The 21,764-nt window shown below is 74.4% G+C and carries 17 protein-coding genes; 6 read left to right on the plus strand and 11 right to left on the minus strand.

Going from position 1 to position 21,764, the window contains the following annotated elements; translation table 11 throughout:
* Window positions 1–100: 100 nt before the first annotated feature.
* A complete protein-coding gene (locus tag AC3ERT_RS29665) occupies window positions 101–2,518 on the minus strand; it encodes a Tex family protein (protein ID WP_435177900.1) in 2,418 nt (805 codons plus the stop codon).
* A gap of 291 nt (window positions 2,519–2,809) precedes the next feature.
* Here AC3ERT_RS29665 and AC3ERT_RS29670 point away from each other — a divergent pair, with 291 nt between their 5' ends.
* Together AC3ERT_RS29670 and AC3ERT_RS29675 are read left to right on the plus strand one after the other, a co-directional pair.
* Entirely contained in the window at window positions 2,810–3,901 is a 1,092-nt protein-coding gene (locus AC3ERT_RS29670) for a fatty acid desaturase family protein (protein ID WP_435177856.1), read from the plus strand.
* Window positions 3,902–3,948: 47 nt separating this feature from the next.
* Window positions 3,949–4,425, plus strand: a complete 477-nt coding sequence (locus AC3ERT_RS29675; RefSeq protein ID WP_435177858.1) for a macro domain-containing protein — start codon at window positions 3,949–3,951, stop codon at window positions 4,423–4,425.
* A gap of 34 nt (window positions 4,426–4,459) precedes the next feature.
* Here AC3ERT_RS29675 and AC3ERT_RS29680 read toward each other — a convergent pair whose 3' ends face one another.
* The 5 genes from AC3ERT_RS29680 to AC3ERT_RS29700 all read right to left on the minus strand — a co-directional run bounded on the left by AC3ERT_RS29680 (window position 4,460) and on the right by AC3ERT_RS29700 (window position 12,458).
* Entirely contained in the window at window positions 4,460–5,875 is a 1,416-nt protein-coding gene (locus tag AC3ERT_RS29680) for a M1 family metallopeptidase (protein WP_435177860.1), read from the minus strand.
* A 150-nt stretch (window positions 5,876–6,025) separates the two neighbouring features.
* Window positions 6,026–8,212 (minus strand): 3-hydroxyacyl-CoA dehydrogenase NAD-binding domain-containing protein, encoded by a 2,187-nt coding sequence (locus tag AC3ERT_RS29685; RefSeq protein WP_435177862.1) that lies wholly within the window; start codon window positions 8,210–8,212, stop codon window positions 6,026–6,028.
* Between the two features lie 85 nt (window positions 8,213–8,297).
* Window positions 8,298–9,512 carry an acetyl-CoA C-acetyltransferase gene (locus AC3ERT_RS29690; RefSeq protein WP_435177864.1) on the minus strand — a complete coding sequence of 405 codons (1,215 nt, stop codon included), beginning with the start codon at window positions 9,510–9,512 and terminating at the stop codon, window positions 8,298–8,300.
* A 111-nt stretch (window positions 9,513–9,623) separates the two neighbouring features.
* Complete coding sequence (locus AC3ERT_RS29695) at window positions 9,624–10,787, minus strand: CaiB/BaiF CoA transferase family protein (protein ID WP_435177866.1); 1,164 nt, start codon at window positions 10,785–10,787, stop codon at window positions 9,624–9,626.
* A gap of 147 nt (window positions 10,788–10,934) precedes the next feature.
* On the minus strand, window positions 10,935–12,458 hold the full coding sequence (locus AC3ERT_RS29700; protein WP_435136528.1) for an NsdA family TPR-like regulatory protein: 1,524 nt from the start codon (window positions 12,456–12,458) through the stop codon (window positions 10,935–10,937).
* Between the two features lie 263 nt (window positions 12,459–12,721).
* On the opposite strand from AC3ERT_RS29700, the gene AC3ERT_RS29705 reads away from it, so the two are divergent.
* Both AC3ERT_RS29705 and AC3ERT_RS29710 read left to right on the plus strand, forming a co-directional pair.
* Complete coding sequence (locus tag AC3ERT_RS29705) at window positions 12,722–13,678, plus strand: hypothetical protein (protein WP_435136531.1); 957 nt, start codon at window positions 12,722–12,724, stop codon at window positions 13,676–13,678.
* A 139-nt stretch (window positions 13,679–13,817) separates the two neighbouring features.
* A complete protein-coding gene (locus AC3ERT_RS29710) occupies window positions 13,818–15,359 on the plus strand; it encodes an APC family permease (protein WP_335976367.1) in 1,542 nt (513 codons plus the stop codon).
* Window position 15,360: 1 nt separating this feature from the next.
* Here the strand turns inward: AC3ERT_RS29710 and pspAB are convergent, their stop codons facing one another.
* From pspAB to AC3ERT_RS29730, 4 genes are all read right to left on the minus strand, one after another.
* Window positions 15,361–15,921, minus strand: coding sequence for a PspA-associated protein PspAB (gene pspAB, locus AC3ERT_RS29715; protein WP_435177868.1), 561 nt, complete (start codon window positions 15,919–15,921; stop codon window positions 15,361–15,363).
* Window positions 15,921–16,820 carry a zinc metalloprotease HtpX gene (htpX, locus tag AC3ERT_RS29720; protein ID WP_335976372.1) on the minus strand — a complete coding sequence of 300 codons (900 nt, stop codon included), beginning with the start codon at window positions 16,818–16,820 and terminating at the stop codon, window positions 15,921–15,923. Before htpX ends, pspAB begins: the two co-directional genes overlap by 1 nt.
* 238 nt (window positions 16,821–17,058) lie before the next feature.
* Window positions 17,059–18,012 carry a quinone oxidoreductase family protein gene (locus AC3ERT_RS29725; protein WP_435177870.1) on the minus strand — a complete coding sequence of 318 codons (954 nt, stop codon included), beginning with the start codon at window positions 18,010–18,012 and terminating at the stop codon, window positions 17,059–17,061.
* A gap of 139 nt (window positions 18,013–18,151) precedes the next feature.
* Window positions 18,152–19,312 carry a citrate synthase gene (locus AC3ERT_RS29730; protein ID WP_435177872.1) on the minus strand — a complete coding sequence of 387 codons (1,161 nt, stop codon included), beginning with the start codon at window positions 19,310–19,312 and terminating at the stop codon, window positions 18,152–18,154.
* Window positions 19,313–19,426: 114 nt separating this feature from the next.
* On the opposite strand from AC3ERT_RS29730, the gene AC3ERT_RS29735 reads away from it, so the two are divergent.
* Window positions 19,427–20,818: a citrate/2-methylcitrate synthase gene (locus AC3ERT_RS29735; protein WP_435136542.1), complete on the plus strand. Its 1,392-nt coding sequence runs from the start codon at window positions 19,427–19,429 to the stop codon at window positions 20,816–20,818.
* Window positions 20,819–20,873: 55 nt separating this feature from the next.
* Here AC3ERT_RS29735 and AC3ERT_RS29740 read toward each other — a convergent pair whose 3' ends face one another.
* A complete protein-coding gene (locus AC3ERT_RS29740) occupies window positions 20,874–21,128 on the minus strand; it encodes a hypothetical protein (RefSeq protein WP_335976379.1) in 255 nt (84 codons plus the stop codon).
* Window positions 21,129–21,250: 122 nt separating this feature from the next.
* Here AC3ERT_RS29740 and trxA point away from each other — a divergent pair, with 122 nt between their 5' ends.
* Complete coding sequence (gene trxA, locus AC3ERT_RS29745) at window positions 21,251–21,655, plus strand: thioredoxin (protein ID WP_435177874.1); 405 nt, start codon at window positions 21,251–21,253, stop codon at window positions 21,653–21,655.
* The last annotated feature ends 109 nt before the right edge of the window (window positions 21,656–21,764 follow it).

Here is a 21,764-nt window from a genome sequence, read left to right on the forward strand (position 1 = left end):
CCGCGACGCAAGACCCGGCGGGTAAAAACCGGGCAAGACATCGCGGGGCCGTCGGGGCGGCACGGGGTGCGGTAAGGAGCGCGCGCCCTGGAGCCCGGGCTTACTTGCCGCCGGTCAGGCCCGCGCGGCGCAGCGCGTCGGCCATCGCACCGCTCGGAGCGGGCTGGCCGGAGCCGCCCCGCCGGCCGCCGTTGCCCTGGCCGCCGCCCTTTCCTCCGTTGCCGCCGCGGCCGCCCTGCCGCGGCGGTCCGCCGCGCCGGTCGCCGCCCTGCCGCTCCCCGCCCTGCCGGTCGCCCCCGCGCGGCCGCGCCTCGTCCTGGAGCCGCAGCGTCAGCGAGATCCGCTTGCGCGGCAGGTCGACATCCAGCACCTTCACGCGCACGATGTCGCCGGGCTTGACGACGTCCCGCGGGTCGGACACATAGGAGTCGGACAGCGCGGAGACGTGCACCAGGCCGTCCTGGTGGACACCGACGTCCACGAACGCGCCGAAGGCCGCCACATTGGTGACCACGCCCTCCAGCAGCATCCCCGGCCGCAGGTCCTTCATCTCCTCCACGCCCTCCTTGAAGGTCGCGGTCTTGAAGGCGGGACGCGGGTCCCGGCCGGGCTTCTCCAGCTCGGCGAGGATGTCCGTGACGGTCGGCAGGCCGAACGAGTCGTCGACGAAGTCCTGCGGGCGCAGGCCGCGCAGCACCGCGCCGTTGCCGATCAGCGCCGGGATGTCGGTCTGCGCGCTCGCACTGATCCGGCGTACCACCGGGTACGCCTCCGGGTGCACGCTGGAGGCATCGAGCGGGTCCTCGCCGCCCTGGATGCGCAGGAAGCCCGCGCACTGCTCGTACGCCTTCGGGCCGAGCCTGGCGACGCCCTTGAGGTCCTTGCGGGTGCGGAACGGCCCGTTGGCGTCGCGGTGCGCCACGATGTTGCCGGCCAGCCCCTCGGTGATGCCCGACACCCGCCGCAGGAGCGGCACCGACGCGGTGTTCACGTCCACCCCGACGCCGTTGACGCAGTCCTCGACGACCGCGTCCAGGGAGCGCGACAGCTTCACCTCGGACAGGTCGTGCTGGTACTGCCCGACGCCGATGGAGCGCGGGTCGATCTTGACCAGCTCGGCGAGCGGGTCCTGCAGGCGGCGCGCGATGGACACCGCGCCGCGCAGCGACACGTCCAGCTCGGGCAGCTCGGCCGAGGCGTACGCCGACGCGGAGTACACCGACGCACCCGCCTCGGAGACGACCGCCTTGGTGAGCTTCAGCTCCGGGTGCGCCTTGATCAGGTCGGCGGCGAGCTTGTCCGTCTCGCGGGAGGCGGTGCCGTTGCCGATCGCGATCAGGTCCACGCGGTGGGCGGCGGCGAGCCGCGCCAAGGCGGCCAGGGAGTCGTCCCAGCGGTTGCGGGGGGCGTGCGGGTAGATCGTGTCGGTGGCCACGACCTTGCCGGTGCCGTCGACCACGGCGACCTTGACGCCGGTGCGCAGGCCCGGGTCCAGGCCCATGGTGGCGCGGGTGCCGGCGGGGGCGGCGAGCAGCAGGTCGCGCAGGTTGGCGGCGAAGACGCGGACGGCCTCGTCCTCGGCCTCCTGCCGCAGCTGGACGCGCAGGTCGATGCCCAGGCGGACCAGGAAGCGGGTGCGCCAGGCCCACCGGACGGTCTCGCCGAGCCACTGGTCGGCGGGCCGGCCCCGGTCGGCGATCCCGAACTGCTGGGCGATGCGCCGCTCGAAGCTGGTCGGGCCGTCGCCGGGCTCCTCGGGCTCCAGGGTGAGGTCGAGGACCTCCTCCTTCTCGCCGCGCAGCATGGCGAGCACCCGGTGGGAGGGCAGCTTGGTGAAGGGCTCGCCGAAGTCGAAGTAGTCGGCGAACTTCGCGCCCGACTCCTCCTTGCCGTCGCGCACCTTGGCGATCAGCCGGCCGCGGTTCCACATCCGGGTGCGCAGTTCGCCGACGAGGTCGGCGTCCTCGGAGAAGCGCTCGGTCAGCACCGCGCGGGCGCCGTCGAGGGCGGCTGCCGCGTCCTCGACACCCTTGTCCGCGTCGACGTATGCGGCCGCCTCGGCCTGCGGGTCCAGGCCCGGGTCGGAGAGCAGGGCGTCGGCGAGCGGTTCGAGGCCGGCTTCGCGGGCGATCTGCGCCTTGGTACGGCGCTTGGGCTTGTAGGGCAGGTAGATGTCCTCCAGGCGCGCCTTGGAGTCCGCGGCCATGATCTGGGCGCGCAGCGCGTCGTCGAGCTTGCCCTGCGCGTCGATGGACTCCAGGACGGCCGTGCGCCGCTCGTCCAACTCCCGCAGGTAGCGCAGCCGCTCCTCCAGGGTGCGCAGCTGGGCGTCGTCCAGGGTGCCGGTCGCCTCCTTGCGGTAGCGGGCGATGAACGGCACCGTCGCACCGCCGTCCAGCAGGTCGACCGCCGACCGGACCTGTCCTTCGCGTACGCCAAGCTCCTCGGCGATCCTGGCTTCCACCGACACGTTGCCGCTGATGATCTCGCTCCTAAGCTCGCCTGCCGGGCGGCGCATCCCGCGCGCCGCCCCGCGTGTGTCTTGCATCGTAGACGCCAGGCGGTGCCGGACGGAGTCGGCCGCACCCAGGGCGCCAGGAGCACTCGAACGCCCGCGGGGCGCGGCGGCGCGGGGGTGGGGTTATCCCCCGGTGGGGCGTGGGGCCCGCCCGGCGGAAGCCGGGTGATGGCGCCATGGTTGCGGGCGGCGGCGGTTCCTAGCGTCGGGGGTGCGGCCGTCGCGGTCGCTCACCACCCCGACTCCCCGTCTGCGGCAACGCGGTACGGGAGCCTGCCCCGAGGAGCGTCCATGCCGCCCGAAAGCCGTACGCTGACCGCCGCGCCGCCCGTCGTGCCCGCGGTCCCGCGTCCTGAACCGCAGGGCGGTCCGACGGCCCCGGAACAGGCTGCGGGCAGCGAGTTCGCGCCGCTGCTGCGGCAGATCAAGGACGCCGGGCTGCTCCGGCGCAGGCGCGGGCACTACGCGGTGTCGATGACGGTGAACCTGCTGCTGTTCGCCGCGGTGTGGGCGGCGGTCTTCCTCGTCGGCGGCACCGGGTCGTGGCGGGTGCTGGCGCTGGCGCTGCCCGCGGCGGTGCTGTCGGCCCGTTCCGGCTTCGTCGGGCACGACGCGGGGCACCAGCAGATCGCGGCCGGGCGGCGGGCGAACCGCGCGATCGCGCTGCTGCACGGGAACCTGCTGCTGGGGATGGGCGCCGCCTGGTGGTCCGACAAGCACAACAAGCACCACGCCAACCCCAACCACGTCGGCAAGGACCCCGATGTCGAGGTGGGAGCCCTGGTGTGGACGCGGGCGCAGGCGGTCGAACGGCGCGGCTTCGCCCGCTTCCTGACGAAGTACCAGGCGTGGCTGTTCTTCCCGATGCTGCTGCTCGAAGGGCTGGCGCTGAAGGTCGCCAGCTTCCAGGACCTGCGGCGCCTCCCGCGCCGGGAGCGGCTGGTGGAGGGCGGGCTGCTGGTGGCCCACACGGCGGGGTACGCGGCGCTGCTGCTGACCGCGCTGTCGCCGGCGCAGGCCGTGGCGTTCGCGGCGCTGCACCACGCGCTGTTCGGGGTGCACCTGGGGTGCGCGTTCGCGCCCAACCACAAGGGGATGGCGATGCCCGAGGAGGGATCGCGCTGGGGGCACCTGCGCCGCCAGGTGCTCACCTCGCGCAACGTGCGCGGCAACCCGGTCGTCGACTTCCTCCTGGGCGGCCTCAACTACCAGGTGGAGCACCACTTGGTGCCGAGCATGCCGCGCCCGCACCTGCGGCTGGCCCAGCCGCTGGTCCGCGCGCACTGCGCCCGCCTGGGCATCCCGTACACCGAGACGGGGCTGGTCGCGTCCTACCGGCAGGCGCTCGGCCACATGCACGCGGTCGGCGAGCCGCTGCGCTGAACCGGCGCCCGGGCCCGCTGTCAGTGGTGGCGGCTAGCGTGAAGGGCATGGGGGAGATCACGTATGTGCGGGGAGACGCCACCGCACCTCGGGGCAAGGGCGTCAAGGTGGTCGCGCACGTCTGCAACGACATCGGCGGCTGGGGCAAGGGGTTCGTGGTGGCGCTCTCGCGCCGCTGGCCGGAACCGGAGGCGGCCTACCGGCGCTGGCACCGCGACCGGGCGCGCAACGACTTCGGGCTGGGCGCCCTCCAGCTCGTCCGGGTCGACCGCCGGACCTGGGTGGCCAACATGGTGGGACAGCGCGGCATACGCACCGGCAGCAAGGGCGTGCCGGTACGTTACGAGGCGATCGACAGCGCGCTGGCGGTCCTGGGCGGCCGCGCCCTGGAGCTGGGCGCGTCGGTGCACATGCCGCGTGTCGGGTGCGGCCTGGCCGGGGGCAGGTGGGAGCGCGTCGAACCACTCGTCACCGCGCGGCTGGTGGAGCACGGGGTGGACGTCACGGTCTACGACCACGAGTGAGGTACGGGCCCGGGTCCGCTCGGGGGCCGCGGGTTCACAGGCGGGCGGGCCTGGCCGTGCCGTACAGCCAGGTGGCGAAGAGCGGCCGCAGGTCGCGGGAGGTGAACCGGGCGCAGAAGGCGGTGAAGTCGGCGGTGGACGCGTTGCCGTGGCGGTGCGCGGCCGGCCACTGCTTCAGCAGCCGGTCGAAGGCGGGGGCGCCCAGGGTGCGGCGCAGTTCGTACAGCACCAGGGCGCCGCGGCCGTAGACGGGCGCGGCGGAGACGGCCGCCGCGTGGGGCGGGGAGGCGGGCGGGAAGGCCCAGTCGGCGTCGGAGGCGAAGGCGGAGGCGGCGCTCGCGTCGAGGGACGGGCCGCCCTCGTGCTGCTTCCACAGCCACTCGGTGAAGGTGGCGAAGCCCTCGTTGAGCCACATGTCCTGCCAGGCGGCGGGGGTGACGGAGTCGCCGAACCACTGGTGCGACAGTTCGTGCACGAGCGTGGTCGTGTCGACCGCGGGCGGCGGGCCGTCGCCGGGGAAGACCGGGCGGTTCTGCGTCTCCAGCGCGTAGCCGACCCGCCCGCGCGCCAGGTGGTCCACGATGGCGCCCGCCGAGGCGAAGGGGTAGGGCCCGAACAGGCCCTGCTCCCAGTGCAGGATCTCGGGGATGCGGGCCAGCGCCGCGGCGGTCGCGGCGTCGTCGGAGCGCGGGTCGACCGCGACGTACAGGGGCAGTTTGTCCGGTGTCGTCGAACGGGTGACGTCGAAGTGCCCGATGGCGACGGTCGCCAGGTAGGTGGCCATCGGTGCGGTGCTGCGCCAGTGGTAGGAGGTGCGGTCGTCGGCGACCGGGCGGGTGGCGACCAGTTCGCCGTCGGACACGGCGGTGAGGCCGCGCGGGACGGTGACGGTGATGTCGTAGGCAGCCTTGTCGGACGGGTGGTCGTTGCCGGGGAACCAGGCCATGGAGCCGACCGGTTCGCCGAGGGCGAGGGCGCCGTCGTCGGTGCGGAACCAGCCCTCGTGCGAGCCGTCCGGGTCGGTCAGCAGCCGGGGCGCCCCCTGGTAGGCGACGGTCGTGGTGAAACGGGCGCCGGGCCGCAGCGGGTGCGCGGGGCTGACCCGCAGTTCGTCGCCCTTCCGGCTGGTGCGGGCCGTCGCGCCGTCGACGGTGACGCGCCGGACGGTGAGCCCGGCCAGGTCGAGGTCGAAGCGGTCCAGCTGCCGGTCGGCGGTGGCGGTGAGGACGGCGGTGCCGCGCAGTTGCCCGGACGCGGGGTCGTAGTCCAGGTCGAGGGTGTAATGGCCGACGTCGTAGCCGCCGTTGCCCGCGTCGGGGAAGAGCCGGTCGCCGACACCGGGGGCGCCGGTGGCGGAGGGGTCGCCGGTGCCGGTGCAGGACACGCCGCAGGCGAGCAGGCAGCCCGCGAGCAGCAGCGGGACCGCGCGCGGCGGCAGGCGTAGGCGCACGCCGGCCAGCGTACGAGGTGGCCGGCCGGCGCGCGCCCGGGGCGGCGGCCGGGACCGGCGCGCCCCCAGCCGCCCGGACGCAGGGTAAGACCCGTGCGCCAGGCGACCGGCCCTTACCGCGAGCGCCGCGGCCCGCCACGCCCCGCCGGGTCAGTCCGTGAACCGCTCCCCGCTCTCCGCCTTCCGCACCAGCAGCGCCGGCGGCTCGAAGCGCTCCCCGTACGCGGCGGCCAGCTCCCGCGCGCGGGCGGTGAAGCCGGCGACGCCGCCTTCGTACCCGTTGATGTACTGGAGCACGCCACCGGTCCACGCCGGGAAGCCGATGCCCAGCACCGAGCCGATGTTGGCGTCGGCGACGGAGGTCAGGACGCCCTCCTCCAGCAGCCGCACGGTGTCCAGGGACTCCGCGAAGAGCATCCGCTCCTGCATGTCGCGCAGCGGCGACCCGGCCACCGCTGGGGGCTCGTCCGCCGCCTTGCCGAAGTGCTCGGCCAGGCCCGGCCACAGCCGCGTCCGGCGGCCGTCCTCGTAGTCGTAGAAGCCCGCGCCGCCGGAGCGGCCGGTGCGGCCGAACTCGTCGACCATGCGGTCGATCACCTGCTCGGCCGGGTGGGCCCGCCAGGTGCCGCCGGCCGCCTCGACGGCCGCGCGCGTCTCGGCGCGGATCTTGCGCGGCAGCGTCAACGTCAGCTCGTCGACCAGGGACAGCACCTTCGCCGGGTAGCCGGCCTGCGCGGCGGCCTGCTCGACGGAGGCGGCCGGGACGCCCTCGCCGACCATGGCGACGCCTTCGTTGATGAACTGGCCGATCACCCGGGAGGTGAAGAAGCCGCGCGAGTCGTTGACGACGATCGGCGTCTTGCGGATCTGCCGCACCAGGTCGAAGGCGCGGGCCAGCGCCTCGTCGCCGGTCCGCTCGCCGCGGATGATCTCGACCAGCGGCATCTTGTCGACCGGCGAGAAGAAGTGCAGCCCGACGAAGTCGTCCGGCCGGCGCACCCCTTCGGCGAGGGCGGTGATCGGCAGGGTGGAGGTGTTGGAGCACAGCAGCGCGTCCGGCGCGACCACGTCCTGGATCTCCTGGAACACCTTGTGCTTCAAGGCGGCGTCCTCGAAGACCGCCTCGATGACGGCGTCGCAGCCGGCGAGGTCGGCCGGGTCCGCGGTCGGCGTGATCCGGGCGAGCAGCGCCTCGCGCTTGCCGGGCGTGGTGCGGCCCTTGGCGAGCGCCTTGTCCAGCAGCCCCGCGGAGTACGCCTTGCCGCGCTCGGCGGCCTCCTGGGTGACGTCCTTCAGCACGACGTCGATCCCGGCGCGCGCGCAGGAGTACGCGATGCCCGCGCCCATCATGCCGGCGCCGAGCACCGCGACCCTGGCGACCTGGCGGGCGGGCACGCCCTCGGGGCGGCTGGCGCCGGAGTTGACGGCCTGCATGTCGAAGAAGAACGCCTGGATCATGTTCTTCGAGACCGGTCCGCAGGCCAGTTCGGTGAAGTAGCGGGCCTCGATGGTGAACGCGGTGTCGATGTCCACCTGGGAGCTCTCGACGGCGGCGGCCAGGATGGCGCGCGGCGCCGGGTAGGGGGCGCCGGCCAGCTGCTTGGTGAGGTTCGCGGGGAAGGCGGGCAGGTTCGCGGCGAAGGCGGGGCTCTTCGGGGTGCCGCCGGGGATCTTGTAGCCGGGCTCGTCCCAGGGCTGCCGGGCCTCGGGGTGGGCGTCGATGAAGGCGCGGGCCCGGGCCAGGAGGTCGTCGGGGTCGGTGGCCACCTCGTGCACCAGGCCGGCTTCCAGGGCGCGTTGCGGGGCGTACTGGCGACCCTGGAGCAGCACCTTGAGCAGGGCGTCGGCGATGCCGAGCAGGCGCACGGTGCGCACCACGCCTCCGCCGCCGGGCAGCAGCCCGAGGGTGACCTCGGGGCAGCCGATCTTGCTGCCGGGCGCGTCCAGGGCGACGCGGTGGTGGCAGGCGAGCGCGATCTCGTAGCCGCCGCCGAGCGCGGCGCCGTTGATCGCCGCGACGACGGGCTTGCCGAGGGTCTCCAGGCGGCGCAGGCGGCGCTTGATGCGCAGCGAGCCGGTGAAGACCTGCTCGGCGGTCTCAGGGGTGGCGCGGATCAGGTCGCGCAGGTCGCCGCCGGCGAAGAACGTCTTCTTGGCGGAGGTGATGATCACACCGCGGATGCCGTCGAGTTCGGCTTCCAGGCGGTCGAGGGTGGCGTCCAGGGAGTCCGCGAAGGCCGCGTTCATGGTGTTCGCGGACTGCGCGGGGTCGTCGAGGACGAGGGTGACGACGCCGTCGGCGTCCTGCTCCCAGCGGATGGTGGTGGACTCGCTCATGGTCTTCGAAGCTCCGTTGGTCCGGTTGGTCCGGCGAGGTGGGGGCGAGGCGGGACTGGGCAGGGACCGGGCGGGGGCGGCCCGGTCAGAGGCGTTCGACGACGGTGGCGACGCCCATGCCGCCGCCCACGCACAAGGTGGCGAGGCCGTAGCGCTGGTCGCGGCGCTCCAGTTCGTCGATGAGGGTGCCCAGGATCATCGCGCCGGTCGCGCCCAGGGGGTGGCCGAGCGCGATCGCGCCGCCGTTGACGTTGACCTTGTCGATGCTGACGCCGAGGTCCGAGGCGAAGCGCAGCACGACGGCCGCGAACGCCTCGTTCATCTCGATCAGGTCGATGTCGTCGACGCTCAGCCCGGCCTTGGCCAGCGCCTTGCGGGAGGCGGGGGCGGGTCCGGTGAGCATGATGGTCGGCTCGGAGCCGGAGACGGCCGCGGAGACGATCCGGGCGCGCGGGGTGAGGCCGTAGCGCTCGCCGACCTCGCGGTTGCCGATGGCGACCAGCGCCGCGCCGTCCACGATGCCCGAGGAGTTGCCGGCGTGGTGGACGTGGTCGATCCGCTCCACCCAGTGGTACTTCTGGAGCGCGACCGCGTCGAAGCCGCCGGCGTCGCCGATCGTGGCGAAGGACGGCTTGAGGGCGGCCAGCGACTCGGGGGTGGTGCCCGGGCGCATGTGCTCGTCGCGGTCCAGGACGGTCAGCCCGGCGCGGTCCACGACCGGGACGACGGAGCGGTCGAAGCGGCCCTCCTTCCACGCCTGCGCGGCCCGCTCCTGCGACAGCGAGGCGTACGTGTCGACGTCGTGCCGGCTCCAGCCGCCGATGGTGGCGATCAGGTCGGCGCCGATGCCCTGGGGCACGAAGCCGGTCTCCATGGACGTCATCGGGTCCATGGCCCAGGCGCCGCCGTCGGAGCCCATCGCGACGCGGGACATCGACTCCACGCCGCCGGCCAGCACCAGGTCCTCCCAGCCGGAACGGACCTTCGCCGCGGCGAGGTTGACCGCTTCGAGGCCGGAGGCGCAGAACCGGTTCTCCTGGACGCCCGCGACGGTGTCGGGCAGGCCCGCGGCAATGGCGGCGACGCGCGCGATGTCGGAGCCCTGGTCGCCGATCGGGCTGACCACGCCGAGCACGATGTCGTCGATCGCGGCCGGGTCGAGGTTCGGGAAGCGGCGGCGCAGTTCGTGGATGAGGCCGACGACGAGGTCGATCGGCTTGGTGCCGTGCAGGGAGCCGTTGGCCTTTCCGCGCCCGCGCGGGGTGCGTACGGCGTCGTAGACGTAGGCGTCGGTGCTCAACGTCGTGCCTTTCGTTGAGGGTTCGCGGGTGGGCGGTGCGGGTGGGCAATGCGGGTGCGGGGGCCCTGTGGCGGGCCTGGTACGGGGGGTCTGTACGGCGGCGGGTGCGGGTCAGCCGGGCGGGTCGTCGGCGCGGGCCGGCGCGGGGACGCCCCAGTCGCGGGCCACCTCCGCGGTGTGCGCGCCGGGCAGCGCGGGAGGGCGGCGCAGCGTCCCGGGTGTCGCCGAGAAGCGGGGCGCGGGGGCGGGCTGGACCACGCCTTCGTATGTGGTCAGGGTGCCGCGGGCGGCGAGGTGCGGGTGCTCCGCGGCCTCGCCGAGCGGCAGTACGGGGGCCGTGCAGGCGTCGGTGCCGTGGAAGACGGCGGTCCACTCCCCGCGGGTGCGGGTGCGGAACGAGGCGGCCACGGCCGCGCGCAGCTCGGGCCACCGGGCGGGGTCGTCGCGCAGGGCGGCGGTGGCGGCGGGCAGGCCGAGCAGGGCCGCGAACTGGTCGTAGAAGCGCTGTTCCAGGGCGCCGACGGCCATGTGGCCGCCGTCGGAGGTGGCGTACACGCCGTAGAACGGGGCGCTGCCGTCGAGGAGGTTGGAGCCGCGGCGGTCCTGCCAGGCGCCGGCGGCGCGCATGCCGTGGAGCATGGCGGTCAGGTGCGCGGTGCCGTCCACGATGGCGGCGTCGACCACCTGGCCGCGGCCGTGGGCGCGGGCGTGGTGGAGCGCGGCGAGCACCCCGGTGACGAGGTAGAGGGAGCCGCCCGCGTAGTCGCCCAGGACGTTGGCCGCGGGGGCGGGCGGCCGGTCGGGCTCGCCGGTCATGTGCAGGGCCCCGGTCACCGCGACGTAGGAGATGTCGTGGCCGGCGGTCGGGGCGAGCGGTCCGTCTTGGCCCCAGCCGGTCATCCGGCCGTAGACCAGGCGGGGGTTGCGGGCCAGGCAGGGCTGCGGGCCGACGCCCAGCCGCTCGGCGACGCCCGGGCGGTAGCCCTCGATGAGGATGTCGGCCCGGGCGGCGAGGTCCAGTACGGCGGCCGGGCCGCCCTCGGCCTTGAGGTCGACCAGGACGGAGCGCTTGTTGCGGTTGGTGACGTCGAGGGCCGGGTCGATGCCCAGGCCCTGGCCGCCGGGGCGGTCGACGCGGACGACGTCGGCGCCCAGGTCGGCGAGGAGCATGGCGGCGAACGGTCCGGGCCCGATGCCCGCGAGTTCGAGGACGCGCACGCCTGCCAGCGGGCCGGGTGCGGGACCGGCGGCCGGGTTCGGCGATTCTGCTGTCACTTCCGCGATGGTAGGAACGTGTTCCAGTTTTGGCAAGGGCTGACTGAGCGCTCGCTCAGCGCGTCGCCACGGCCGGGCCGAGGCCCGGTCGGGCCGCGGCGCGGTCGGTGAGCAGCACCGGAGCGCGACGGCAGGCGGGCGGCCGGCTCAGCGCGGGCTGGTGAGCAGGGGGGCGACCAGGTCGAGCGCCTGGGTGAGGGCCGCGGTGGCGCAGTGCCGGGACAGCCGCGCCGCGTCACGGGCCAGGGCGCGCGCGGCGTCATGGTCGCCGGTCAGCGCGCGGGCGTGGGCGGTGCGCGCCGAGTACAGCGCGCGGTTGCGGACGAAGCAGGGGTTCTGCATCGCCAGCGCCTGTTCGAGCAGCGGGCGGGCCTCGTAGGGCAGTTCAAGGTCGAGCAGCGCCAGGCCCTGCTGGGCGGCGAGTTCGGGCCCGTCCAGCCAGTAGAGCCACGGCGGCGCGGCCGCGGCGGCCCGGTCGGCCCCGGCCTCGTCCTCCGCTGCGGCCAGCCGGCGTTCGGCCTCGGCGGCGGCCCGCCGGAAGGCGCCCTCGGCGCCGAGCGCGGCATGGGCGCGGGCCAGCCTGATCGCGGCCAGCGCGCGTACCGCCGAGGGGGTGCCGCCCGCGGCCCGGACCGCCGCCTCGGCCGCCGCGACGGCGTCCTGCGGCCGTTCGGTGAGCACCGCCTGGAGGGCGATGCCGCCCCACAGGGCGACGGCGAGGGGCCGGTCCCCCGCGGCGTGGGCGAGCCGCAGCCCGGTCAGGTGGTGGCGCTGGGCGGCGCCGTAGCGGCCGCCGTCGGTGGCGGCCAGCCCGCCGAGCTGGGCGAGGTCCGCGGCGGTCCGCAGCAGGCGCCGTTCGATGGCGGCGCTGTGCGAGCGGCGCGCCAACAGCCCGCGCACCAGCCGCAGATCGGCCTCGACCCGGTGCCGTACGGCCGAGCCGCCGAGCCGGTCGTCCAGCCGCCGCAGCCCGAGCACACCGGCCTCCAGCCACTCCAGCACGCCGCTGTCCACGGCGCCCGGCGCCCCCGCCTGCTCGGGCACCCGGGTGCGCCGGACGGCGCCCGGCGCGGGGCGCGGCACCACCGGGCGGCCGCCGCGGGCCGGGTCGGCCGACCGCACGGCCGCGCGGCCGGCGGCCCGCGCGCCGGCGCCTCCAGGGCCCCGCAGAGTGGTGCCCACCACGCTTTCCGGCGGCGACGGCACGGCCACCGGCTCCCGCGGCGGCGCCGCGAGGGCGGTGTCCCACTCGGCGATCGCGTTCCTCAGCGCGTGGCCCTGGGCGACCGCGCAGCCGCTGGAGTCGTCGGCGCCGTCGAGGAGCGCCTCCAGGGCGGCGCGGGAGCCGTCCGCGTCCCATGACAGGCCGTCAGGCATCCCGGTGTGGGCGGGCAGCCACTGGGGCCACGGGTGGAGCTCCAGCTCGCGCGGGGCGACGCCGAGCGCGCGGGCGAGGGCGCGCTGGCTGTCCGCCTCGGGCACGACGCCCCAGTGCTCCCAGCGCCACACCTTCTCGCGCCGCGCGGCCATCGGGACGCCGAGCGCCCGCGCGTGGTCGGCGATCACCCGCGCGAGGTCCTGGTAGCTCCAGCCGTGCCGGCGGCGCACGTAGGCGAGTGGATGCGTGGACGCGGCGGGCGTGCCCTCTCGTGCCACGTTACTTTCGTCCATTCACCTGGTCCCCACTGGACTCACCCGGATCGCCGTGCGGCAGCCGCCCGGTGAGCAGGTTTTCGAATGTCAACTATGCCGTGTTCCGCACCTGTTGGGCGACCGGTGGCCCAGCGCCTTGTGCCGCGGTCCGGCTCCCAAACTCCGGCAACGATACGGGACTACACGAAGACAACAGGTGCGCCCTTGTCCTGAACTGTTGCATACCGATTGGCTGTTCGCGATCACTGGACGTAACGTGCGCCGTGGAGGGCTGCCCGCGGATGACCCCACCGCCCCCACCCTTCCGCTTCTCCCGCGGCAAGGACGGCATGTCCTTCGACCCCGCGTTCGGCGACCAGCAGCTCGTCGCCGCGCGGGCCGCCCTCAATCAGGGGCGGTGGACCGTGGTCCGCACCCTGCTGGCCGGCACCGGTGACGACTGGGACTGCCGCGGCCACCGCCTGGTGGTGCTCGGCGAGGGCAAGTCGGCCGCCGCGTGGGCGGAGGAGTGGCGGCTCGCCGAGCCGGAGAGCGCGGACGCCGCGGCGCTGGCCGCCGCCGCGGCGGTCTTCCGGGCCATCGCCGGCAAGCAGAAGCCGGAGGAAGCGCGGGAGAAGTGCCTGCGGGTGGCGCGGATGGCGGCGGCCGACCCGACACCCTGGCTGCTCCTGCTGGTCCTGGCCCGGCACACCGGCAGCGACGACGAGCAGGTGCGCGCCTTCGACCAGGTACGCGGCCGGCACCGCGGCCACCACCACGCACATTATCTGATGACGCGATGTCTGGCGGAACGTCAGAAGACCGAGGGCGACGACCCGTTCCACGAGGTGTACGAGTTCGCCGACTGGGCGGCCGGTGAGGCGGGTCCCGCCTCACCGTTGGTCGCGCTGCCGCTGGTCGCCCTGGTGGAGCGGTACCGCGTGCTGGCCGCGGCCGGTACGCTGCCGCCCGAGCCCGACGGCCTGCCGTACTGGACCACCGCGCGGGCCCGCAACAGCGTCCGGACCGGCTTCGACTGGTGGCTGGGGTGGAACGGGGCACCCTACCCGCGGCTTCCGGTCGACCTGAACTACGTGGCGTACGGCAAGTTCCACGTCGGCGACACCGTGGAGGCCGCCTCGCTGTTCAGCCGGATCGGCACCGCCGCCACCCGCGTGCCCTGGTCGTACCCGGACCGCGACCCCAAGAAGGCGTTCCTCGCCGCACGCAACTACGCCCTAGGTTTTGGACCGTCGTGACCGGGACGGACTGACCGGAATCGGCCGGAAGTCGCCCCACCCGCCCGCGCCCCGGGCGCCGCCCAGCACCACCCGCACTCCCCCCGGCAGACCGTGCTCCATCCGCACCTCCCACCGTGTACCGGAAGGAACCGAAGGCATGTTGACGGGCAGTCCGCACGAGATCAACACGTTCAAGGGTGAGCAGCGCGCGCTGCGGGCGGGCCGGATCGGCGCGCCCGCCCTGCTGCTGTCGGTGCTGGCCGCGACGGCCCCCCTGATGGTGGTGGCCGGTGTCATCCCGACCACCTTCGGCACCATGGGCATCGTCGGGGTGCCGCTGCTCTTCGTCATCGTCGGCGTGGTGCTGGCGCTGTTCAGCTTCGGCTACGCGGAGATGAGCCGCCATGTGCACAACGCGGGCGCCCTGTACGCCTACATCTCCCGCGGCCTGGGCGGCACCATGGGCGCGGGCGCGTCCTATGTCGCGCTGTTCGCGTACAGCATCATGCAGATCGGCACCTACGGGATCTTCGGCTTCGAGATATCCGGGCAGGTCTTCCAGCACTGGCACCACCAGGTGGCCTGGTGGATTCCCGCGCTGTGCGGGGTGGCGGTCACCGCGGTGTTCGGCGCGCTGAAGATCGACCTGAACGCCAGGACGCTGGGCGTGCTGCTGCTGGTGGAGACCCTGCTCACGGTGGTCTTCGACATCAGCTTCCTCGGCGACCCGGGACCGCAGGGGGTCTCGCTGCACGCCTTCGACCCCGGCACGCTCAGCGGCGCGGGGCTGGGCACCGCGCTGTGCTTCGTGATCGCCGGGTTCGTCGGCTTCGAGCAGGCGCCGGTCTACGCGGAGGAGACCAGCGAGCCGCACCGCGTGGTGTCGAAGGTGATGTTCCTGGCGATCGGCTTCGCGACGGTCTTCTTCGCGTTCAGCTCGTGGGCGATCACGGTGGCCACCGGACCGGCGCATGTGGTCGGGCAGTCGCGGGAGCAGTCGGCGAACCTGGTCTTCGCGCTCAACCAGAGCCGGCTGGGAGGCGCGTTCACCGACACCCTGAACGTCTTCTTCATCACCGGGATCTTCGCCTCCATGCTGAGCTTCCACAACGTGGTGGCGCGCTACGCCTTCGCGATGGGGCGCGACGGCCTGCTGCCGGCGGCCGTGGGCCGGACGTCGAAGGCCAGCGGTGCCCCGGCGGCCGGGTCCTTCCTCCAGTCGCTGGTGGCGCTGGTGGTGGTGGCGGTCTTCGCGGTGACCGACCACGGCTCGTTCGGCCCGCAGGGCCCGGACCCGACGGCACCGGTGCTGCGGCTGTTCACCTGGGCGGGCAACGTGGGCGCGCTCGGTGTGGTGCTGCTGATGGCCATGGCCGCGGTCGCGGTGATCGTCTTCTTCGTCAAGCGCGGCGCGGCGGCGGTGCAGGGCTGGCGGCTGGTGACCTCGGGCCTGGCCGCGATCGGGCTGCTGGTCATCTTCGGGTACTCGGTGAAGGACTTCGCGGTGCTGCTGGGCGCCGACCCGGGCCACGGGCTGCGCTGGATACTGCCGGGCATCATCGCGCTGGCCGCCGCGATCGGCCTGGTGCACGGCGCGGTGCTGCGGAGCCGGCGCCCCGAGGTGCACGCCAGGATCGGCCAGGGCAACGAGGCGTTCCAGCTGGAGAAGGCAGCCGCGGCGGCCGGCCCGGCGCAGTAGCTCAGCCGGTGAGGCCCGGCGCTCCCCAGACCGGGAACCAGCGCGACAGGTCCTCCTCCAGCCGCAGGTCGTTGGCGACCAGCGCCTTGACCTGGAGCTCCAGTGCGTTGTCCCGCTTCTCGCCGGGCAGCGGGCAGAAGGGGTAGAAGCTGCCCCGCTTGTAGAGGTACACCAGGGCCAGCAGGTGGCCGGCGGCGTCCTTGAAGCTGACCAGGGAGCACAGCAGCTGGGGGCCGAAGCCCTGCTGTTCGAGCGCGGAGTTGATGGCGTGCAGGTCGGTGACCAGGTCGGTGGTCTCCTCGGGGCGGTGGCGGGACAGCAGCCAGGTGTAGCCGTAGCTGTCCTGGCTGGTCTCCACCGAGGGCAGCAGGGCGCGCAGGTCCTGCTGGGTCTCGGCGAACGCACCGCCCTCGACCGCGGCGAAGCACACCGCGCCCATGCCGGTCGGGCGCAGGTCGCTCGCCGCCTGGAGGGTGATCGCGGCGGAGGTCAGGCCGAAGAGCTGGTCGAGGTCGGGGCGGACCGGCTTGCTGCGGCCGAGCAGCACATCGAGCAGTCCCATCAGCGGCGGTCCAGTTCACGGGTGATCTGGGCGAGCTGCTCCAGCCGCCGCTCCAGGGTGGGGTGGGTGGACAGCAGCTTGGAGGCGGTGGCGCCGGCGCTCAGCGCGGGGGCGAAGAAGAACGCGTTGAACGGCTGGGAGCGGCGCAGGTCCTCGGTGGGGATGGCGGCGATCTGCCCGCTGACCTTGGTGAGCGCGGAGGCCAGCGCCGAGGGGCGGCCGGTGAGCAGCGCGGCGCTGCGGTCGGCGGACAGCTCGCGGTAGCGCGACAGCATCCGGGTGAGCAGGAAGCTGATCGCGTAGACGACCGCGCTGACCAGCGGGATCAGGACGATCAGTGCGTTGCTGCCCGGGTCGCGGCTGCGCCGGAAGCCGCCGAACAGCGCGATGCGGGTCATCACGCCGGCGAGCACGCCGAGGAAGGACGCGATCGTCATGACGGCGACGTCCTTGTGCGCGACGTGCGACATCTCGTGCGCGATGACGCCTTCCAGCTCCTCGGGCTCCAGGCGGCGCAGCAGGCCGGTGGTGGCGCAGACCATCGTGTTCCGCTGGTTGCGGCCGGTGGCGAACGCGTTGGGCACGTCGGAGTCGGCGATGGCGACCTTGGGCTTGGGCATGTCGCCGAGGGCGCAGATGCGGTCGACGACGCCGTGCAGTTCGGGGGCCTGCTCGGGGGTGACCTCGCGGGCGCCCATGCTGAAGGCGGCGATCTTGTCGCTGAACCAGAACTGCGCGACGAAGAGCCCGCCCGCGATGATCAGGATCATCGGCCAGGCGCCGTGCAGCAGGGCGAGCAGCACGCCGACGAAGACGACGTAGAGCAGTCCGATCAGGAACATCGTGACGACCATGCGGGTCGTCAGTCCCCGGTCGGGGGCGAAGCGGTTACGTGGCATGGCCCCTCCCGAGTGGTGCGGGGGCGCGGGTCGCAAGCCTGCGGCCCGCGTGCTCCCTAGGGTGCTGGACAGGTGTGCCCGACGGCTACCTGCCCAACGGTGCAACGTTCCGGACGTCCCGTCCGGTTCCGCGGGCGCTGCGGCATTCGGGTGGAGTCGCCCACAGCCCAGTCCACAATCCGGTCCACAGTCCACAGCCCACAGCCCGCGGTGCGCGAAGCCCCTCGTACCCCGCGGGTCAGGCGCGCACGTCCAGGACGAGCTTGCCGGTGGTGCGGCGGGCCCGCAGATCCTCGTGGGCGCGGGCGGCGTCGGCCAGCGGGTGCACCGCTCCGATCAGGGGGCGCAGCCGGCCGCCGGCGGTCATGGCGAGCAGCTCGTCCAGCGGCTCGTGGTACATACCGGGGCGGCCGAGGCAGTGGGCGAGCCAGAAGCCGATGACCGCGCGCGAGCGGCCCATCAGGCGGGCGGGCTCGACGGGGGTGGGCGGGACGCGGGAGGCCATGCCGTAGGTGACCAGGCGGCCGAAGGGGGCGAGGGCGGAGAGCGAGGCGTCGAAGACCGGGCCGCCGGTCATCTCCAGGACGGCGTCGACCTTGCGGCCGCCGTTCGCCTCGACCAGGCGCTCGGTCAGGCCCTCGGGCGCGCCGTCGATGGCGGCGTCGGCGCCGAGCTCCAGGGCGAGGGCCCGCTTCTCCTCGGTGGAGGCGGTGGCGATCACCCGGCCGGCGCCGGACTCCTTGGCGAGCTGCACCGCCAGCGACCCGGTGCCGCCGGCCGCCGCGTGGACCACGACGCTCTCGCCCTCGGCCAGCCGCGCGCAGGTGCGCAGCAGGTGCCACGCGGTGACGCCCTGGACCACCAGGGCCAGGGCCTGGCCGTCGCTGACGCCGTCGGGCAGGTCGTGGGCCAGGTGCTCGGCCGCCAGTGCCTTTTGCGCGTAGCCGCCGTTGTCGGTGAGGGAGACGACGCGGCGGCCGTCGGCGGTGCGGCCGACGACCTCGGCGCCGGGGACCATGGGCAGCGAGGAGGCGGCCAGGTAGCTGTTCTCGACGGTGTGGGTGTCGGCGTAGTTGACGCCCGCGGAGTCGACGTCGATCAGGATCTGGCCGGGCTGCGGTACGGGCTCGGGCAGTTCGGTGAGGTGCAGTACCTCCGGGCCGCCGAACTCGGTGATCTGGATCGCGCGCACGGTCGCCACTCCTCCGGGTGGGGCGGTCCCCGCCGGGTGGCGGGGAGCTCGCCCGCAAAGACTACCGACTGGTCAGTATGCGGCGCACGCGACTCCGCCCGACCCGGTCAGGTCCCGCAGCCGCGGTGGGGTCCGCGGGTCATGCGGCGGGCACCGGGCGGGCCGGCGGCGGGCCGACGTAGCGGGCCAGGGGTCGGATGATCTTGCTGTCCTCGGCCTGCTCCAGCACGTTGGCGCTCCAGCCGACCATCCGGGCCGCGGCGAAGGTCGGGGTGAACATCTCCCGGGGCAGCCCGCACAGCTCCATGACCACACCGGCGTAGAACTCGACGTTGATGTGCAGCTCGCGGCCGGGCTTCAGCTCGGCGAGTATCGCCTCGGCCCGCTCCTCCACCTTCAGGGCGAAGTCGACCAGTTCCCCGCCGAAGCCGCGCGCGATGGACTTGAGCATCCGGGAGCGCGGGTCCTCGGTGGTGTACACGGGGTGCCCGAAGCCCATGATGCGGTCGCCCGCGAGGACCCGTTCGCGCAGCCAGGCGTCGATCCGGTCCGGGGTGCCGATCGCGTCCAGGGTGTCCAGGGCGCGGCTGGGGGCGCCGCCGTGCAGCGGGCCGGACAGTGCGCCCAGGGCGCCGACGAGGCAGGCGGCCAGGTCGGCGCCGGTGGAGGCGATGACGCGCGCGGTGAACGTGGACGCGTTGAAGCCGTGGTCGATAGTGGAGATCAGGTAGCTCTCCACCGCCCGCGCCCGGGCCGGCTCCGGTTCGCGCCCGGTCAGCATGTAGAGGTAGTTGGCCGCGTACGGCAGGTCGTCACGCGGCTCTACGGGCGCCAGGCCCTGCCCCAGCCGGTGCAGCGCGGTCACCAGCGTGGGTACGGCGGCGCAGGCGGCCAGCGCGTCGGCCTTCCGCTGCTCGGGGTCGATGTCGTACAGCGGCCGGAACCCGGCGGACGCGCCCGCCAGCGACAGTGCGGTGCGCAGGCCCGCGAGCGGCCCGGACAGCGCGGTGGAGCGGGCGATGGCGGGCAGCGCGTCCACGACGTCGGCCGGCAGGTGCCGCAGCTCGGCCGTACGGGCCCGGAAGGCGGCCAGCTGCGCCGCGTCGGGGAGCACGCCGTGGCACATCAGATGCCAGACCTCCTCGAACGTGCGGGTGCGCGCCAGCTCCACCGCGGAGTACTCGCGGTAGTGGTAGAAGCCCTCGGCCCCGCGTACGTCGCCGATGGATGTCTCGGTGACGACGACGCCCTTGAGACCGCGGGGTACGTCGATCGGGGCGCTGGGCTCGGTGGTCGGCATGGTGTTCCTCCTTGGGTATGTACGCGACTGTCCATGATTGATTCAAGCGTGTCAACGTTGATTTAATCAATATGAAGACCCGTCCAGTACAGATGTACAGATACGGTGGGGCCCATGACGAGGGAGCAGGAAGGGCAGCCGGAGCCGCAGGACGCGCGCGCCGACGGCAGCAGGGGCACCGACGGCAGCGGCGAACCGGCCGGACCGCAGCCGCCGGCGCGGATCAGCACCCGGGAGGCGGCCCGGCGGCTCGGGGTGAAGCCGGAGACGCTGTACGCGTACGTCTCCCGCGGACTGCTGGACAGCCGCCGCGCGCAGGGCGGCCGGGGCAGCACCTTCGACCCCGCGCAGGTCGCCGCCCTCGCCCGGCGGGGGCGCCCGGCGGCCCAGCCCGACCCGGCGGCTGCCGCGCCGCCCGCGGTGCGGGAACCGGGCGCGGCGCCGGGCGGCGGTACCACCGAGGGCTGGGGCCGGCTGCGCACCGGCATCACCCTGATCGGCCCGGAGCGGTACTTCTTCCGGGGCGTCGACGCGGTCGAACTCGCCGGGGAGTACGCCTACGAGGAGATCGCGGAATGGCTGTGGACGGGCGCGCTGCGGCCCGGCACCCGCTTCACCGCCGCCCCCGCGCCGCTGGCCGCCGCCCGGACGACGGCAGGCGCGCTGCCGGCCGGGAGCGGCCCGATGGACCGGCTGCGGGTCGCCGTCGCGGCGGCGGCGAGCGCGGACCCGCTGCGCTTCGACCTGTCCGAGCCCGCGGTCCTGGGCACCGCGCGCAGCCTGATCGCCACACTGGTGGACGCGCTGCCGCCGGTCGGCCGCGCCGACCCCGGCGGCGGCCCGCTCGCGCACCGGCTGTGGCCGAAGCTGACCGCCGCCCCGGCAGACGCGGCGGCGCTGCGCGTCCTGGACACGGCGCTGTCGCTGCTCATCGACCACGACCTGGCCGCGTCCACGCTCGCGGCCAGGGTCGCGGCCTCCGCCCGCGCGCACCCCTACGCCGTCGTCTCGGCCGGGCTCGGCGCCCTGGACGGGCCGCTGCACGGGCAGGCCAGCGCGCTTGCCCACCGCATGCTCGCCGAGGTCGCGGTGCAGGGCGGCGCCGGGCCGGTCGTCGCGGAGTACCTGCGGGCCGGGCAGCGCGTCCCGGGCCTGGGGCACCGGCTCTACCGGGGCGAGGACCCGCGCGCCCTCGCCCTGTTCGCGCTGCTGGACCAGGTGCCGGCCGCCGCGGACGCGCTCGGCGCGGCCCGCGACGTGGTCGCCACCGCCGCCGCCCGCCACCGCGACCTGCACGCGAACGTCGACCTGGCGCTCGGCGTGCTCTCCGTGTCCCACGGGATGCCGCCGCAGGCGGGCGAGACGGTCTTCGCGGTCGCCCGGACCGCGGGCTGGATCGCCCACGCCCTGGAGGAGTACGCGGAGCCGCCGCTGCGGATGCGGCTGATCGGCGCCTACGCCGGTCCGCGCCCCGGCTGCCCGCTCCCCCGGCCCGACCCGCGCTGACCGGCGCCGAACGGCACGGCCGGGACGCGCCCGACCTGCCCCGCCCCGCCCGGGCTCACACGCCGGTCAGCCGGGGGACGCGCCCGACCAGCTCGGCCCACTCGGCGTCGATCTGGCCGGGCACCATGCGCCCGGCGGACTGCCACTGGGCGACCAGGGCCGAGAACAGCGGCGCGTCCGGCGCCTGCAGAACCGTTACGCCAGGGCCGGGCGCGCTCCCCGTCCGCCAGGCCGCCGGCGTCCCCGCGGCCGGGGTCGCGGCGGTGCCGCTGACCGTCAGATCCTGGCGAACCCACTTCGTTGCTGCCATACGCCGATCAACGAGGACGAGTCGGGTACAGCCACTGCGGCGGCCGACGCGGCACACGAACGAGTGACGGCCGCGCCGCGCGGGGCCGGAATTTCCGGCGGGCCACGGCCGTTGCGACAGTCATGAGCACTGTGGAGCTGACCAAGGAGAACTTCGACGAGGTCGTGTCCGCCAACGACTTCGTCCTCATCGACTTCTGGGCCGCCTGGTGCGGGCCGTGCCGGATGTTCGCGCCCGTCTACGACAAGGCGTCGGACAAGCACGGTGATCTGGTCTTCGCGAAGGTCGACACCGAGGCGCAGCCGGAGCTGGCGGCCGCCTTCCAGATCCAGTCGATCCCGACGCTGATGATCGTGCGGGACAAGGTCGCGGTCTTCGCGCAGCCGGGCGCACTGCCCGAGCCCGCGCTGGAGGACATCATCGCGCAGGCCCGCGCGCTGGACATGGCCGAGGTGCGCAAGGCGGTCGCCGAGTCCCAGGCCGGCGGCGCGTCCGGGGGCGAGGCGGCCGGCGGCGCCTCCGCCTGAGCCCCGCACCCCCGCCCTCCCCAGCCCTGCCCTCTCCCCCGCCCCGCCCGGCGGCCGACGTGCCGTCCGGGCGGGGTGACCTGCGCGAAGACCCCGGGACACGGCCCTG

The sequence above is a fragment of the Actinacidiphila sp. bgisy145 genome, assembly GCF_057708125.1.

Coding starts and splice junctions, on each gene's coding strand:
- AC3ERT_RS29740 (WP_335976379.1), bottom strand. CDS start 21,128: ATGGCAGCAACGAAGTGGGTTCGCCAGGATCTGACGGTCAGCGGCACC.
- AC3ERT_RS29710 (WP_335976367.1), top strand. CDS start 13,818: ATGTTGACGGGCAGTCCGCACGAGATCAACACGTTCAAGGGTGAGCAG.
- AC3ERT_RS29670 (WP_435177856.1), top strand. CDS start 2,810: ATGCCGCCCGAAAGCCGTACGCTGACCGCCGCGCCGCCCGTCGTGCCC.
- pspAB (WP_435177868.1), bottom strand. CDS start 15,921: ATGGGACTGCTCGATGTGCTGCTCGGCCGCAGCAAGCCGGTCCGCCCC.
- htpX (WP_335976372.1), bottom strand. CDS start 16,820: ATGCCACGTAACCGCTTCGCCCCCGACCGGGGACTGACGACCCGCATG.
- AC3ERT_RS29735 (WP_435136542.1), top strand. CDS start 19,427: ATGACGAGGGAGCAGGAAGGGCAGCCGGAGCCGCAGGACGCGCGCGCC.
- trxA (WP_435177874.1), top strand. CDS start 21,251: ATGAGCACTGTGGAGCTGACCAAGGAGAACTTCGACGAGGTCGTGTCC.
- AC3ERT_RS29730 (WP_435177872.1), bottom strand. CDS start 19,312: ATGCCGACCACCGAGCCCAGCGCCCCGATCGACGTACCCCGCGGTCTC.
- AC3ERT_RS29665 (WP_435177900.1), bottom strand. CDS start 2,518: ATGCGCCGCCCGGCAGGCGAGCTTAGGAGCGAGATCATCAGCGGCAAC.
- AC3ERT_RS29675 (WP_435177858.1), top strand. CDS start 3,949: ATGGGGGAGATCACGTATGTGCGGGGAGACGCCACCGCACCTCGGGGC.
- AC3ERT_RS29685 (WP_435177862.1), bottom strand. CDS start 8,212: ATGAGCGAGTCCACCACCATCCGCTGGGAGCAGGACGCCGACGGCGTC.
- AC3ERT_RS29705 (WP_435136531.1), top strand. CDS start 12,722: ATGACCCCACCGCCCCCACCCTTCCGCTTCTCCCGCGGCAAGGACGGC.
- AC3ERT_RS29700 (WP_435136528.1), bottom strand. CDS start 12,458: ATGGACGAAAGTAACGTGGCACGAGAGGGCACGCCCGCCGCGTCCACG.